The 13,264-nt window shown below is 69.2% G+C and carries 13 protein-coding genes; 5 read left to right on the top strand and 8 right to left on the bottom strand.

Annotated features, from left to right (window positions below):
* Together MR1_RS13310 and MR1_RS13305 are read left to right on the top strand one after the other, a co-directional pair.
* Positions 1 to 383 (top strand): helix-turn-helix domain-containing protein (locus tag MR1_RS13310; RefSeq protein WP_169797694.1); only part of this gene is annotated, 383 nt, incomplete at its 5' end.
* 60 nt (positions 384 to 443) lie between these two features.
* The gene (locus tag MR1_RS13305) at positions 444 to 1,655 is read left to right on the top strand and encodes an amidohydrolase family protein (protein WP_067247685.1); all 1,212 of its coding nucleotides are present in this window, start codon (positions 444 to 446) and stop codon (positions 1,653 to 1,655) included.
* A 931-nt stretch (positions 1,656 to 2,586) separates the two neighbouring features.
* Here the strand turns inward: MR1_RS13305 and rpsO are convergent.
* Positions 2,587 to 2,856, bottom strand: a complete 270-nt coding sequence (rpsO, locus tag MR1_RS13300) for a 30S ribosomal protein S15 (protein ID WP_029145701.1) — start codon at positions 2,854 to 2,856, stop codon at positions 2,587 to 2,589.
* Between the two features lie 150 nt (positions 2,857 to 3,006).
* On the opposite strand from rpsO, the gene MR1_RS13295 reads away from it, so the two are divergent.
* Both MR1_RS13295 and MR1_RS13290 read left to right on the top strand, forming a co-directional pair.
* Entirely contained in the window at positions 3,007 to 4,287 is a 1,281-nt protein-coding gene (locus MR1_RS13295) for an MFS transporter (protein WP_255218153.1), read from the top strand.
* Positions 4,288 to 4,386: 99 nt separating this feature from the next.
* Positions 4,387 to 5,310 (top strand): DMT family transporter, encoded by a 924-nt coding sequence (locus tag MR1_RS13290; RefSeq protein ID WP_067247678.1) that lies wholly within the window; start codon positions 4,387 to 4,389, stop codon positions 5,308 to 5,310.
* 66 nt (positions 5,311 to 5,376) lie between these two features.
* On the opposite strand, the gene MR1_RS13285 is transcribed toward MR1_RS13290, so the two are convergent.
* From MR1_RS13285 to MR1_RS13275, 3 genes are all read right to left on the bottom strand, one after another.
* Positions 5,377 to 5,928 carry a YceI family protein gene (locus tag MR1_RS13285; protein ID WP_067247676.1) on the bottom strand — a complete coding sequence of 184 codons (552 nt, stop codon included), beginning with the start codon at positions 5,926 to 5,928 and terminating at the stop codon, positions 5,377 to 5,379.
* Positions 5,929 to 6,086: 158 nt separating this feature from the next.
* Positions 6,087 to 6,455 carry an FKBP-type peptidyl-prolyl cis-trans isomerase gene (locus MR1_RS13280; RefSeq protein WP_067247673.1) on the bottom strand — a complete coding sequence of 123 codons (369 nt, stop codon included), beginning with the start codon at positions 6,453 to 6,455 and terminating at the stop codon, positions 6,087 to 6,089.
* 215 nt (positions 6,456 to 6,670) lie between these two features.
* Positions 6,671 to 7,750 (bottom strand): PrsW family intramembrane metalloprotease, encoded by a 1,080-nt coding sequence (locus MR1_RS13275; RefSeq protein WP_255218152.1) that lies wholly within the window; start codon positions 7,748 to 7,750, stop codon positions 6,671 to 6,673.
* A 179-nt stretch (positions 7,751 to 7,929) separates the two neighbouring features.
* Here MR1_RS13275 and MR1_RS13270 point away from each other — a divergent pair, with 179 nt between their 5' ends.
* Positions 7,930 to 8,799, top strand: coding sequence for a fumarylacetoacetate hydrolase family protein (locus tag MR1_RS13270; protein ID WP_067247667.1), 870 nt, complete (start codon positions 7,930 to 7,932; stop codon positions 8,797 to 8,799).
* A gap of 57 nt (positions 8,800 to 8,856) precedes the next feature.
* Here MR1_RS13270 and MR1_RS13265 read toward each other — a convergent pair whose 3' ends face one another.
* From MR1_RS13265 to MR1_RS13250, 4 genes are all read right to left on the bottom strand, one after another.
* A complete protein-coding gene (locus tag MR1_RS13265; RefSeq protein ID WP_067247663.1) occupies positions 8,857 to 10,317 on the bottom strand; it encodes an aspartate ammonia-lyase in 1,461 nt (486 codons plus the stop codon).
* A 66-nt stretch (positions 10,318 to 10,383) separates the two neighbouring features.
* Complete coding sequence (locus MR1_RS13260) at positions 10,384 to 11,304, bottom strand: phosphodiesterase (RefSeq protein WP_067247660.1); 921 nt, start codon at positions 11,302 to 11,304, stop codon at positions 10,384 to 10,386.
* A gap of 15 nt (positions 11,305 to 11,319) precedes the next feature.
* Positions 11,320 to 11,652, bottom strand: coding sequence for a peptidase (locus tag MR1_RS13255; protein WP_067247657.1), 333 nt, complete (start codon positions 11,650 to 11,652; stop codon positions 11,320 to 11,322).
* Complete coding sequence (locus MR1_RS13250; protein ID WP_084344651.1) at positions 11,649 to 13,103, bottom strand: inorganic phosphate transporter; 1,455 nt, start codon at positions 13,101 to 13,103, stop codon at positions 11,649 to 11,651. Before MR1_RS13250 ends, MR1_RS13255 begins: the two co-directional genes overlap by 4 nt.
* Positions 13,104 to 13,264 lie beyond the last annotated feature (161 nt).

Raw genomic sequence — 13,264 nt, 5'->3', positions numbered from 1 at the left:
AGGCCCGGGACGCGGCCCGCGCAGCCGCGACGTTCACGGAACTGCGCGGGATCGCACACTGGCCGCGGCTCGGCGTGGTCGGTGCCGCGCTGCTTCTCGAGAGGGCCACCCCGCGCTTCTGGGAGTCGTTCGAGGCCCTGCGCGGGCTGGCCGCCGTCCCCGCTCCCCTCCGTCGCACCGCGGAGACGTTCCTCGACCTCGCCGGCGACGCGTCGGCGACCGCGCGTGCGCTCGCCACCCACCGGGCCACGATCTACTACCGGTGGGGACGCCTCGAAGCGCTGCTCGGGCATCCGCTCCGGGACGGCGATCTGCGGACGAGCCTGCATCTCGCCCTCAAGGCCCTCCGGCTCCAGGAGGCCGCTCCTCCACCCGTCGCCTGAACGAACACGCCTTCCGGTCGATTTGGTATACCATTTGACGATCGATCGAAAGAGGGCCGCATGATCATCCGCAACGTCCGCCCGTGGGGCGGTTCCGCCTCCGATGTCCGCCTCGACGGCGACCGGATCGCCGACGTGGTGCCGCATGACGAGACCCGCCCGATCGACGCCGAGGAGGTCGACGGCCGCGGGCGCCTGCTCCTGCCGTCCTTCAGCGACGTGCACGTCCATCTGGACTCGACGAGGATCGGGCTCCCGTTCCGTCCGCACACCGGCAGACCCGGTGTGTGGGGGATGATGATGAACGACCGCGAGAACTGGCGCGACGCCGAGGTGGACCTCCCCACGCGGGTCGCCGGCACGCTGGAGCGGATGATCGCCCGGGGGACGACGCGCGTGCGCACCTATGCCCAGGTCGACGTCGACTGCCGCCTGGAGAAGTTCGACGCCGTCATGGCCGCGAAGGAGAGGTACGCGACCCGCGCCGACGTGCAGGTGATGACCTTCCCGCAGGCGGGCATCCTCCGGGAGCCCGGCACGGTCGAGGTCCTGGAGGAGTCGCTGAGGCAGGGAGCCGATGTGATGGGCGGGATCGACCCGTCACAGCTCGATCGCGATCCCGCCCGGCACCTCGACATCGTGTTCGGGCTGGCGGAGAAGTACCAGGTGGAGATCGACGTCCACCTGCACGAGCCGGGCGAGCTCGGCGTCTTCAGCACCGAGCTGATCCTCGAGCGCACGCGTGCGCTCGGCATGCAGGGCAAGGTCACCCTGTCCCACGCCTACGACCTGGGGTCCGTCGATGAGGCGACGAGTCGTCGCCTCATCGACGCCTTCGCGGAACTCGACATCGCCATGACCAGCGTCGCCCCGTCGGGGCACCGCCCGCTCCCCCTCGTCCCCCTGGTGGAGGCGGGCGTCCGCTTCGGACTCGGCGAGGACGGCCAGCGCGACTACTGGAGCCCCTACGGCAACTGCGATCTGCTGGACCGCACGTGGCAGCTCGCCTTCACCAACGGCTTCCGGCACGACGCGCACATCGAGATGTGCCTCGCGATCGCGAGCATGGGCGGAGCGAGCATCATGTCGCACGGAGTCCCGCGCCTCACCGGCGTGGACGACCGCCCGGGCACCGCGGCCGGCGACCGCGCCGACCTGCTGCTCGTGGACGGGGAGACGCCGACGAGCGCCGTGATGGATCGGGGCACCGACCGCACGGTGATCCACGACGGCCGCATCGTCGCCGACGGTCTGGTCGTCCTCGACGCCTGACCGCGCCACCCCGCACACAGAACGAGGGCCGCCCCACACCTGGGACGACCCTCTCAAGAATGTTCTGCGCGATTGAACGCTGGCTGCCAAGCCGCCTGTCACCGAGAAAGAAGACCAAGAAGGCATTCCTTGACCCCCAGACGGTGGGATACTCGACCACATGGTCAACCGTGAGGTACTGCGCGAGAGGCACCGATCTCTTGTCGCCATGATAAAGGCGAACCTGAACGCTCAAGAAATCCTTAAAGTTTGCCAGTCATCCACCAGTGAGAGTGCCATGATATCCGCTCTTTGCGACATCTGCGACACCACAAGGCAGGAAGCTGAACTGCTTCTCCAGATGCCTATGAGAACCTATTCCAGTGTCGAACTGAAGAAGATGCGAGAAGATCTCCGGAGAATCGAAGAGCAGCTTTCCACGTAGGCACGCCGAGAGCAAGACCCGCCTACTCAGCGCTCACACGCAGCTTTCCGTAACGGTGGCGATGTCGTGAGAGGTAACCTTCCATGTGAGGGATCGATCACCATAATTGTATACGTGGCCGTACTGCCCGCCATAGCTGGTGAACTCCATTGTTGTCTCCTTTCCATTTCCCTCGCTCGGCCCGCAACCATCCTTGGGGCCTAATAGCAACCTAGGTGCCCTTTTGCGGCAAGTCAATACCTAATCATCTCCGTGAGAAAGTAATAGTGGCATGACGATATAGAGACATTTTCGAGGGTTTGCCGTCACGAGGAGTTCCGGAACAACGGATCATCGGCGCTCGCATCAATCGTCAGGACGGCTGCCGCGAACTGCGTCGCGCTTGCACGGCACAGAGTCGTCGACTCCGACCTGCGCCGACCGCCCGGCACACAGAACGAGGGCCGCCCCACACCTGGGACGGCCCTCTCAAGAATGTTCTGCGCGATTGAACGCTGGCTGCTCCGCTTAGCGGCGAAGGCCCAGGCGCTCGATCAGCGAGCGGTAGCGCTCGATGTCGATGTCCTGGAGGTAGCCGAGCAGACGACGGCGCTGACCCACGAGCAGGAACAGGCCACGACGCGAGTGGTGGTCGTGCTTGTGCTCCTTGAGGTGCTCGGTGAGGTCCTTGATGCGCTGCGTCAGCATCGCAACCTGCACCTCGGGGGAACCGGTGTCACCGGGGTGCGTCGCGTACTCTTCGATGATCGCCTTCTTGACGTCTGCATCCAGTGCCATAGAACCGATCCCCTTTCTCCCGTTGCGCGGCGCCCGACGCCTGATGCGTGGGCTCTCTTTATCCGCGGCCGATCTAACGGCAACCTCCAGAGTCTATCAGCCTTCCGGACGTCGCGCCGACCACGTCCGGGACGCCGATAGCCTCGGATGGTGAGTCATCTGATCGACCTTCGTCCGCTGCGCGCCAGCCCCGCCTTCGCCCGGATGTGGATCGGATCGGCGCTGAGCGGCATCGGCGGACAGCTGACGATCGTCACGGTGATGCTGCACGTGTTCGCCCTCACCGGCAGCACCTTCGCCGTGTCCATGATCGCGGTCGCCGGGCTCGTCCCGATGATCCTCGCCGGGCTGTACGGCGGGATGCTCGCCGACGCGTTCGACCGGCGTCGGGTGGCGTTGATCGCGGCCACCGTGACGTTCGCATCCACGCTCCTGCTGGCCGTGCTCACGTGGACCGGGACCGAGACGATCTGGTGGCTGTACGTGCTGAGCATGACCAACTCGGCGGCCAACTCGGTCGGGATGGCCACCCGGACGGCCATCGTGCCCCGCTTGATCCCCCGGGACATGCTCGCGCCCGCGTCGGCGCTGAACGGCGTCTCCTTCGGCCTGACCGTCATGGTCGGCCCCGCCCTCGCCGGTCTCCTGGTCGCGCTCACCGGCTACGGCTGGACCTACACGATCGACGTCGTGCTGATGCTCTCGATGTTCCTCGGTCTGTGGACCCTGCCCGCGCTCCGCCCGGAAGGCGAGATCGTCCGGCCCGGGCTCGCCTCGCTCGTCGACGGCGCCCGGTTCCTCCGGCGGGCGTCCAACATCCGCATGCAGTACATCCTCGACATCATCGCCATGACCTTCGGGCAGCCGCTGGCGCTCTTCCCCGCGCTCGGCACGGTGCTCCTGGGCGGCGGCGCGGTGACGACCGGGCTGCTCACCGCCGCCGTCGCCCTCGGCACGTTCGGATCGAGCCTGCTGTCCGGGCGGGTGGTCCAGTACCGGTGGCACGGCCGCGGCATCGCCCGCGCGGTGCAGGCCTACGGCGCTTCGATCGCGCTGTTCGGGGCGATCCTGCTTCTCGGCGTCTGGTTCCCGGGGGCGTCCGAGTCGACACCGAACGTCGGTCTGATCGTCGCGGCCTGCGTCGCCCTCGCGCTCTCCGGCGCCGCCGACAACGTCAGCTCCATCTACCGCAACACGATGATGCAGGCCGCGGTCCCCGACACCATGCGCGGGAGGCTCCAGGGCGTGTTCGTCATCGTCGTCGCCGGAGGACCCCGTCTGGGAGCCCTCTACGCCGGCGCCCTGGCCTCGATCACGACTCTGTGGTTCCCGCCCCTGCTCGGCGGGTTCCTCGTGATCGGGCTGGTCGCGGTGCTCGCCAGGACGAGCCCCCGCTTCCGCGCCTACGACGCCCTCGATCCGGTCCCCTGACCAGGGCGCGCAGCGCGATCACGGCCACGCATCGGCGGATTTCGGACGAGGCATTCGCTCTCGCCGCTGCGCGTCCGACCCCGTCGCTAGAGTTCCCCCGTGACCCTCACCGCCCCCGCTCGCCCGCGCACCGCAGCCGTCGCGGTCCAGTTCGTCCTCACCGGGATCGTGTGGGGCTCGAGCTTCCTCTTCATGAAGGTCGCGCTCGAGGGGATCTCCCCCGCGCAGGTGGCGTGGTCCCGCCTGATCCTCGGCGCGCTCGCCCTCGGCCTCTTCGTCGCACTGCGTCGTGAGCGGCTTCCGCGGGCGCGGGGCGTCTGGCTGCACCTGACCGTGGTCGCCGTGACGTTCTGCGTCGTGCCGTTCCTCATCTTCGCGTGGGCGCAGCAGCACGTGAGCTCGGGTCTGTCCAGCATCTACAACGCCACGACGCCGATCATGACCGCGATCATGGCCTGGGCGGTGTTCCGGGTGGAGCGCCTCAGGGCTGTGCAGATCGCAGGCATCGCCGTCGGGATCCTCGGCGTCATGGTCATCATCGCGCCGTGGAGCGGCCTCGATGCGAGCCAGAGCGTGGGGGCGCAGCTGGCGATCCTCGGCGCCACGGCCTGCTACGGCTTCAGCTTCGCGTACATGCGCCGTTTCCTGTCCGACACCGGCGTGAGCGCTCTGGTGTTCTCGTTCCTCAACATCGGCCTGGCGGCGGCCGTGATGCTCGTTCTCACGCCCGTGCTGGTGCTGACCCCGGTCCGTCTCGACGGCGCCGTCGTGGTCGCCGTTCTCCTGCTCGGCGTGCTCGGGACGGGGGTCGCGTACGTCTGGAACCAGAACGTCCTGCGAGCGTGGGGACCGACTCGCGCGTCCACGGTCACCTACATCACCCCCGTCGTCGGCGTGACCCTCGGCGTGCTCGTCCTCCACGAGACCGTGAGCTGGAACGAGCCCCTCGGCGCCCTCATCGTCTTCGCGGGGATCCTCATGGCTCAGGACCGTCTGCGCGGGCTGGGGCGACGTCGATCCTGAGGACGCGACGAGACGCACGAAGGGGTGCGGACGCCCGCTGGCGTCCGCACCCCTTCGCCGACGAGATCAGTCCTGCTGCAGAGCGCCCTGCAGGTCCAGGTTGATCGTGATGTCCTTGCCGACCAGGACGCCGCCGGTCTCGAGAGCGGCGTTCCAGGTGAGGCCGAAGTCCTCGCGGTTGATGACCGTGGTCGCGGACGCGCCCGCCTTGTAGTTGCCGTACGGGTCGGTGCCGAAGCCGCCGAAGTCGAACGCGAAGCTCACGGGCTTGGTGATGCCGCGGATGGTCAGGTCGCCGTCGACGAAGAAGTCGCCGTCCTCGACGCGCGCGCCCGTGGACACGAACTCCATGGTCGGGTGGTTCTCGACGTCGAAGAAGTCGGCCGAGCGCAGGTGGTTGTCGCGGTTCTCGTCGTTCGTGTCCACCGAGGTGACGTCGACGCTCGCCTCGACGGTGGCCTCGAGCGGGTTCTCCGGCGCGACGAGCGTGGCGCTCTTGACGCCGAACGTGCCGCGCACCTTCGAGATCATCATGTGCCGGACGCTGAAGGTCACCTCGCTGTGGGCGGGGTCCAGGACCCAGGTGCCTGCACGGTAGCCGGGGATGTCGATCGTCATGGGTGTCTGCTCCTCGTGAAGTCGTCGCCGCGCTCGCGGCACGTGTGATGCAACCTTCCATGCGCGTGAATGTATTCCCGTGCATGGGAAATTCTTCGTCACGCAGAAGGACCCCGCTCGATCGCAGGGATCGAACGGGGTCCTCGGCGTCGGGCCGGTCAGCCCACGGCGACGAGATCGATGATGAAGATGAGGGTCTTGCCGGCGAGGAAGTGCCCCGATCCGGCGGGCCCGTAGGCGAGAGCCGGCGGGATGACGAGCTCACGGCGCCCGCCGACCTTCATGCCGGGGATGCCCTCCTGCCATCCCTGGATGAGGCCCCGGAGCGGGAACTGGATGGTCTCCCCGCGGCCCCAGGAGGAGTCGAACTCCTCGCCGGACTCGAACTCGACACCCGCGTAGTGGACCGTGACGGTGTCGCCGGGCTTCGCCTCGTCGCCGGTCCCCTCGATGATGTCGCGGATGACCAGCTCGGTGGGAGCCGGTCCCGTCGGTGCGTCGAACTCGGGCTTGGTGCGCTCAGTCATGTCTCCATCCAAGCCGAGGTCGCCCGGAGTGGTCAACGCGGTCGGTGCGCTGAGGGCGAAATCCTCTCCCCGCGTCCGTCCGCCTCCCGGAGCGGACCCGCGCACAGGCCTCTTGACATCGCTCGGCGAGCGGGTGCACCCTGTCTGTAGATCAACTCAGCGCCCGGGAGATACGCAGGCATCGCCGCGACACCGGGCGCTGAGTCTGTCCGCGCTCAGTAGGCGAGCAGCGCAGCCCTCGCGGCCGCGGTCCGGGCCAGAAGCGCCCGCTCGTCCTGCGCCGCGAGCGGATCCGTCCCCGCGATCGCCCGCTGACGGACGGCGGCGAGCGCCGTCGCATCCTTGATGAACCCGCGCATGATGGGCCGACGGTCCTCCCGCAGCGACGCCGCCCACGCGAGCGCCGCCTTGCGTCCGTCCCTCGTGGCGAGCATCGTGACCTCCTGCGGGGTGAACCACCCGGCCCGCGCATAGTCGTCGAGACGTGTCCTGGTCACGCGCTCCTCCTCCCTGCGGAGCAGGATGATCGCGATGATGAACCCGATGAACAGCGGCACCTGCAGGGTCGCGTAGAGCGCGAAGAAGTCGCCGAACATCGCCGAGCCGTTCCAGAGGGCGTGCAGCAGGACGGCGCCCAGCATGCCCAGCGCGGCAGCGCCGACCACACTGCCGGCCGCCCGGCCGCGCCGCGCGGCGAGGCCGATGGCGAACCCAGTCACGGCCGTGAACATCGCGTGCGCGAAGGGCGAGAGCAGACCGCGGAGCACGAACGTCATCGTCAACGAGGCGCTGTCCCCCTCGATCATGCTCACGGCGAAGTACTGGATGTTCTCGGTGAAGGCGAAGCCGGCGCCCACGAGGGCGCCGTAGACGACCCCGTCGATCGGGCCGTCGAACGCGCGACGGGCCACCGCGAAGATCAGCAGGACGCCGAGCCCCTTGAAGAACTCCTCCACGACCGGGGCCTGCACCACGCTTCCGAAGCTCTCGCGCAGCGGGCCGCGGATCACGAAGCTCAGTCCGAGGTCGACCAGCAGCGACAGGCCCACCGCCGCGATCGCTCCCCAGGCGAGGGCGAACGCCATCACCCCCTTGGGCTCGGGCTCCCACCGATCGATGAGGTGCACGCCGAACAGCACGATCCCGAGCGGCACGAGGGCGAGGACCAGCCCCACGACCGACGCGGCCGTCCCGAGGAAGGTCACGAAGTAGCCGACCAGACCGATCAGGACGACGGCGAGGATCCCGAAGAGCCAGATCGAGACGCTCCGCCCCTTGCGAACGGGCACGGGCACGACCGGCACCTGCGCCGGCGGCGCGACGGGTGCCGGAGGTGCGTACCGAGGCTGAGGGTGTTGCGGTGCGCCGTACGTCATGCCTCAGAGCCTAGACGGCGGCCGACGCTCCCTCCGGTCCCGCCCCCGGCCCGGTCCGGCGCCGTCGGGTCCGGCCGCTCCTCCGGTAGCGTTGAGGCATGCGGTTCGCTCATCTGCGTTCCCCCGACTCTCCTTCCGCGGTCCTGGCCGTGCTGGACGATTCGGGGGCGATCCTCGTCCCCTCGCTCTTCACCGGAGCCCCGTCGACGCTGCAGCAGCTGATCGACGGCGGATCCGCGCTCCTCGGCACCGTGCGCGACGCCGCGCGCACGTACGGGGGTGAGCGTCTTCCGCTGGAGGGGCTCGCGTTCGCCTCGGCGGTGATCGCGCCGCCGGCCGTGCTCGCGGTCGGCCTCAACTACGCCGCGCACTCCAGCGAACTCGGCCTGAAGACCGACACCGCGCCCACCGTCTTCACGCTGTGGCCGAACTCGCTCACCGGTCACGAGCAGACCACCTCCTGGCCGCGGTCGCTGAGCGAGTCCGTCGACTACGAGGCGGAGCTGGGGGTGCTCATCGGCACCGCCGCCAAGGACGTGAGCGCCGACGACGCCCTCGCGCACGTGTGGGGCTACACCGTGGTCAACGACATCACGGCCCGCGACATCCAGTTCGCGGAGGCGCAGTGGTCGCGCTGCAAGTCCTTCGACGGGTTCACGCCGACCGGCCCGGTCGTGGTGACGGCGGACGAGATCCCCGACCCGCAGGACCTCCACATCTGGACGGTCGTCGACGGCCACACCGTCCAGGACGCGACGACCGGGCAGATGGTCCGTTCCGTGGCGACCTTGATCGCCCATCTGTCGCAGTCCCTGACGCTGCTCCCGGGCACGTTGATCTCGACCGGCAGCCCGGGCGGCGCCGGCTACTCGCGGGACCCGCAGATCTTCCTGCGCGACCGCTCCACCGTGACGGTGGGGATCGACGGGATCGGCGAGCTCACCACGCACTGCCGCATCCTGGACTGACCCGCTCCACGCAGAACGCCCCGCCGAGTCCGGCGGGGCGTTCTGCGTGCTCGGGGATCAGTCGTCCGCGAGGTCCTCGGCCGCGATGACCGGGATCGCGGCGGTGACGGTCTCCAGCCCCGACAGGCGGGCGGGCGAGAGCTGCTTCGTGACGTCCTCGCGCGACATCAGACCGGCCTCGACCACGAGGTCGGCGACGCTGCGGTGCGTGAGCAGGGCGGTCTTCGCGAGCGCCGCCGAGGCGGCGTAGCCGATGAAGGGCGTCAGCGCGGTGATGACCCCGACCGACGATCCCACCATCGCGCCGAGCCGATCCCGGTTCGCCGTGATGCCGTCCACGCAGTTGACCCGCAGGGTCCACATCGCCTGACGCATCCACGTGATCGACTGGAAGATCGAGTGCGCAATCACCGGCTCGAACGCGTTCAGCTGGAGCTGACCGCCCTCGACCGCCATCGTGACCGTCATGTCCGCGCCGGCGACGGCGAAGGCGACCTGGTTCACGACCTCGGGGATCACCGGGTTGACCTTGCCCGGCATGATGCTGGATCCGGCCTGCATCGCCGGGAGGTTGATCTCGCCGAGCCCGGCCTGCGGACCGGAGGAGAGCAGACGGAGGTCGTTGCAGATCTTGGAGAGCTTGATCGCGTTGCGCTTGAGGGATGCGGAGAACGACATGAAGGAGCCGGTGTCGCTCGTCGCCTCGACGAGGTCGTCGGCGGTCACCAGGTCGAGGCCCGAGATCTCCCGCAGGTGGCGCAGCACCGCGGCCGCATAGGCGGGGTGGGTGGTGATGCCGGTGCCGATCGCCGTGGCGCCCATGTTGATCTCGAACAGGAGCGACGCGTTCTCGGTCAGACGCGTGTGGTCGTACCCGAGGGTCGTCGCGAACCCGTGGAACTCCTGCCCCAGGGTCATCGGCACCGCGTCCTGGAGCTGCGTGCGCCCGACCTTGAGCACGTCGTGGAACTCGGCGGCCTTCGAGAGGAAGGACCGGCGCAGCAGGTCGAGCTCGTCCAGCAGCGCCACGAGGTTGAGGGAGAGCCCGATCTTGACGGCCGTCGGGTACACGTCGTTCGTCGACTGGCTGCGGTTGGTGTGGTCGATGGGCGACAGGAAGTCGTAGTCGCCCTTCTCCCGGCCGGCCATCTCGAGGGCGATGTTGGTGATCACCTCGTTGGCGTTCATGTTGGTCGACGTCCCCGCGCCGCCCTGGATCACACCGACCACGAACTGGTCGTGGAACTCGCCGTCGATGACGCGCTGCGCGGCGGCGTCGATGAGGTCCGCGCGATCGGCGTCGAGCACACCGATCTCCTTGTTCGCCCGCGCACTGGCCTGCTTCACCATGGCCAGGGCGCGGATCAGGTCGGGGTACACCGAGATCGGGCGCTTCGTGATCGGGAAGTTCTCCTCCGCACGGAGCGTGTGGATCCCCCAGTACGCGTCGGCGGGGATCTCCTTGCTGCCGAGGGAGTCGGTCTCAGTGCGGGTCAGGGCAGGCGCGTCAGCGGCCATGGACACATCCTTGTGGGTGGTGACGAACGGGAGGAAGGGGGATGCGACCAGTCTATCGTCGTGCGCTCAGCGCTCCGGCTTCCGCGAGAACGCCTCCAGCCGCGCCTCGGGGCTCAGCGCCGCCATGCGCGCGACCCACTCCGCACTGAACGCGTCCACCGTCTCCGCCTCGACGACCGGCACGACGGTGTGCGTGATCGTCTCCGGGCGCACGTGCACGAGCTGGAACGCCTGCGCCGCGTCCCGTCCGTTGACCTCCGGCGCCGGCAGGGCGACGTCCATCGTGTAGCAGGTCGCGGACGCGACGCTCACCGGGATTCCGGCGAACGTCCCGCTGAGCGAGTAGTGCAGGTGCCCGGCGAGGATCCCGCGCACGTCGGTGCCGGCCAGCACCGCGGCGAGCTCCTCCTGATGGCGCAGCTCCAGGATGTCGAAGAACGGCAGGTGGCTCGGGACCGGCGGGTGGTGCATGGCCAGGAGCGTGCCGTGCGGCGCCGGCTCCCGCAGCACGTCGGCCAGCCACGCGAGCTGCTCCGGGTCGATGTCGCCGTGGTGCCATCCGGGAACGCTCGTGTCCACGGCGACGAGACGAAGGCCGCCGAGGTCCCAGACGCCGGTGACCGGCTCCTCCGTCGGCTCCGCGTCGAGCAGATGCGCGCGGAGCTCCGGCCGCTCGTCGTGGTTCCCCGCCACCCAGACCACCGGCGCGTTCAGCCGCTCCGCCACCGGCTCGACCGCGGCGCGCAGCCGCCGGTACGCGTCCGGCTCGCCCAGGTCGGCGAGGTCGCCGGTCACGACGATCGCGTCGGGGCGGGCCTCGACCCGCTCGATCGCGGCCAACGTGCGCGCGAGGGTGGCGTCGACGTCGAAGCGATCCCCGAGCCGCGCCCCGCCGGCGAGGAGGTGGGGATCGCTGACGTGGATCAGGGTGTGCGTCGGAGGGGCGTAGCGGCCGAACCGCACTGCCGCGGACTCTCCCGTGGACATGCCGTCAGGCTATCGTCACCCGCGGACGATGAGGACGATCCCCGCGATCACGGCGAGCGCGCACAACGTGAAGCAGACGTACGCGGCCACCAGGGCGAGACGCTTCTGCCCCTCGGTCAGCGGGCTCTTGCGCGCCGCCTTCTCCGCCTGCTTGGCCGCGCGACGGATCTCCTTCTCCGACACGACCGCGATCGCATCCGTGAACTCGGCGGGCGTGACGACGGGGACCTTGCCGGCACGCACGAGCAGACGCAGCCCGAGCGCATAGAAGCCGACGATCGCGACCGCCCCGACGAGGGCGGCGAGGAACACGCTGACGAAGGCCGACCAGTCGATCTCGACGCTCATCGCTTCTCCTCCCCTTCGGTCGTGCCGTCCCATTCGGCCAGCTCCGCGCGGGCCCGGCGGCTCGCGCCGAGCCGCTCCCACTCCTGTGCGGCGACCTCGGCCTCGGCGAGCTTGCGCGCCGCGCGCTCCGCAGCCTTGCGCGCCGCCTTCACCTCCGGCCCCTTGCCGACCGACTTCTCGAGCTTCTTGGCGCGCTTCGCCGCCTTCTCCGCCTCTGCGGCCTTGCGCTCGGCGCGCGCCTGCGCCCGTGCGAGCTCGATCCGGGTGGTCCGCCGGGTCGGCCCGGGGTTCTCGGGGAGCTCCACGGCGAGGCCCGACTCCGCCACATCGCTCATCGCGTTGGCATGCGTCACCGCGTTCTTGCGGGAGCGGAGGTAGAGACCGACGATCACCACGAGCGCGAGGATCGCGTCCACGATGACGCCCGCCGTCCCCAGCCACACCACGATGACGGCCGCGACCGCGCCGACCGCCCCGGCCGCGGGAAGGGTGAGCAGCCACCCGATCGCGATGCGTCCCGCCGTCGCCCAGCGGACCGTCGAGCCACGGCGCCCGAGTCCGGAGCCGATGACCGAGCCGGACGCCACCTGTGTCGTGGACAGCGCGAACCCGAAGGCGCTGGAGGCCAGGATCGTCGCCGCGGTGGAGCTCTCCGCGGCGAAGCCCTGCGCGGGCTTGACCTCCGTCAGCCCCTTGCCGAGCGTGCGGATGATGCGCCATCCGCCGAGATACGTGCCGAGGGCGATGGTCACCGCGCAGGCGACGATCACCCAGAGGTGCGGGTCCGCCTGGGACGAGCTCTGCCAGCCGACGGTGATGAGCGCGAGCGTGATCACGCCCATGGTCTTCTGCGCGTCGTTGGTGCCGTGCGCGAGCGCCACCATCGACGAGGTGAAGATCTGCCCCCAGCGGAAGCCGGAGCGTCCGTCCGGCCTGCCGTCGTACCGGCGGGTGATCCCGTAGGCGACCTTCGTCGCGGCGAAGGCGATCAGCCCGGCCGTGACCGGCGCGATCAGTGCCGGGAGGATCACCTTGGACAGCACCGCGCCGAAGTTGATGCCGGCGAACCCGACACCCACCACGGTCGCGCCGATGAGCCCGCCGAACAGAGCATGCGACGAACTGGACGGCAGACCCAGCAGCCAGGTGAGCATGTTCCAGGTGATCGCGCCGATGAGCCCGGCGAAGATCATCGGCAGGAAGATCTCCGCCTGCCCGCTGATGCTCTCCTCGTTGATGATCCCGTGCGACACGGTCTGCGAGACCTCGGTGGAGAGGAACGCACCGACGAGGTTCAGACACGCCGCGAGCAGGACGGCCGTCTTCGGCTTGAGCGCCCCCGTCGCGATCGGGGTGGCCATCGCATTCGCGGTGTCGTGGAACCCGTTGGTGAAGTCGAAGAAGAGTGCCAGCAGGATCACCAGCACGACGATGAGGGCTGCGGTTTCCACCGTTCTCTTTCGTTGAGTAGTCGCGTCAGTTGCAGGGTTGCCGACGAGATCGGCGTGACGAACGAAGAGTTCACCGTGGGTTCAGCATCCGTTAACGGGCCCGGGGAAATGATCCCACCGAGCCCCGCGGCGGTCAACTCGACCGCGCGCCCGCGCGCCCG

It is taken from the genome of Microbacterium resistens NBRC 103078, assembly GCF_001552355.1.
In the GTDB taxonomy this organism is placed as follows: domain Bacteria; phylum Actinomycetota; class Actinomycetes; order Actinomycetales; family Microbacteriaceae; genus Microbacterium; species Microbacterium resistens.
The sequence above is the reverse complement of the archived record's forward strand: the minus strand, read 5'-3'. Positions and strand labels throughout refer to the sequence as shown.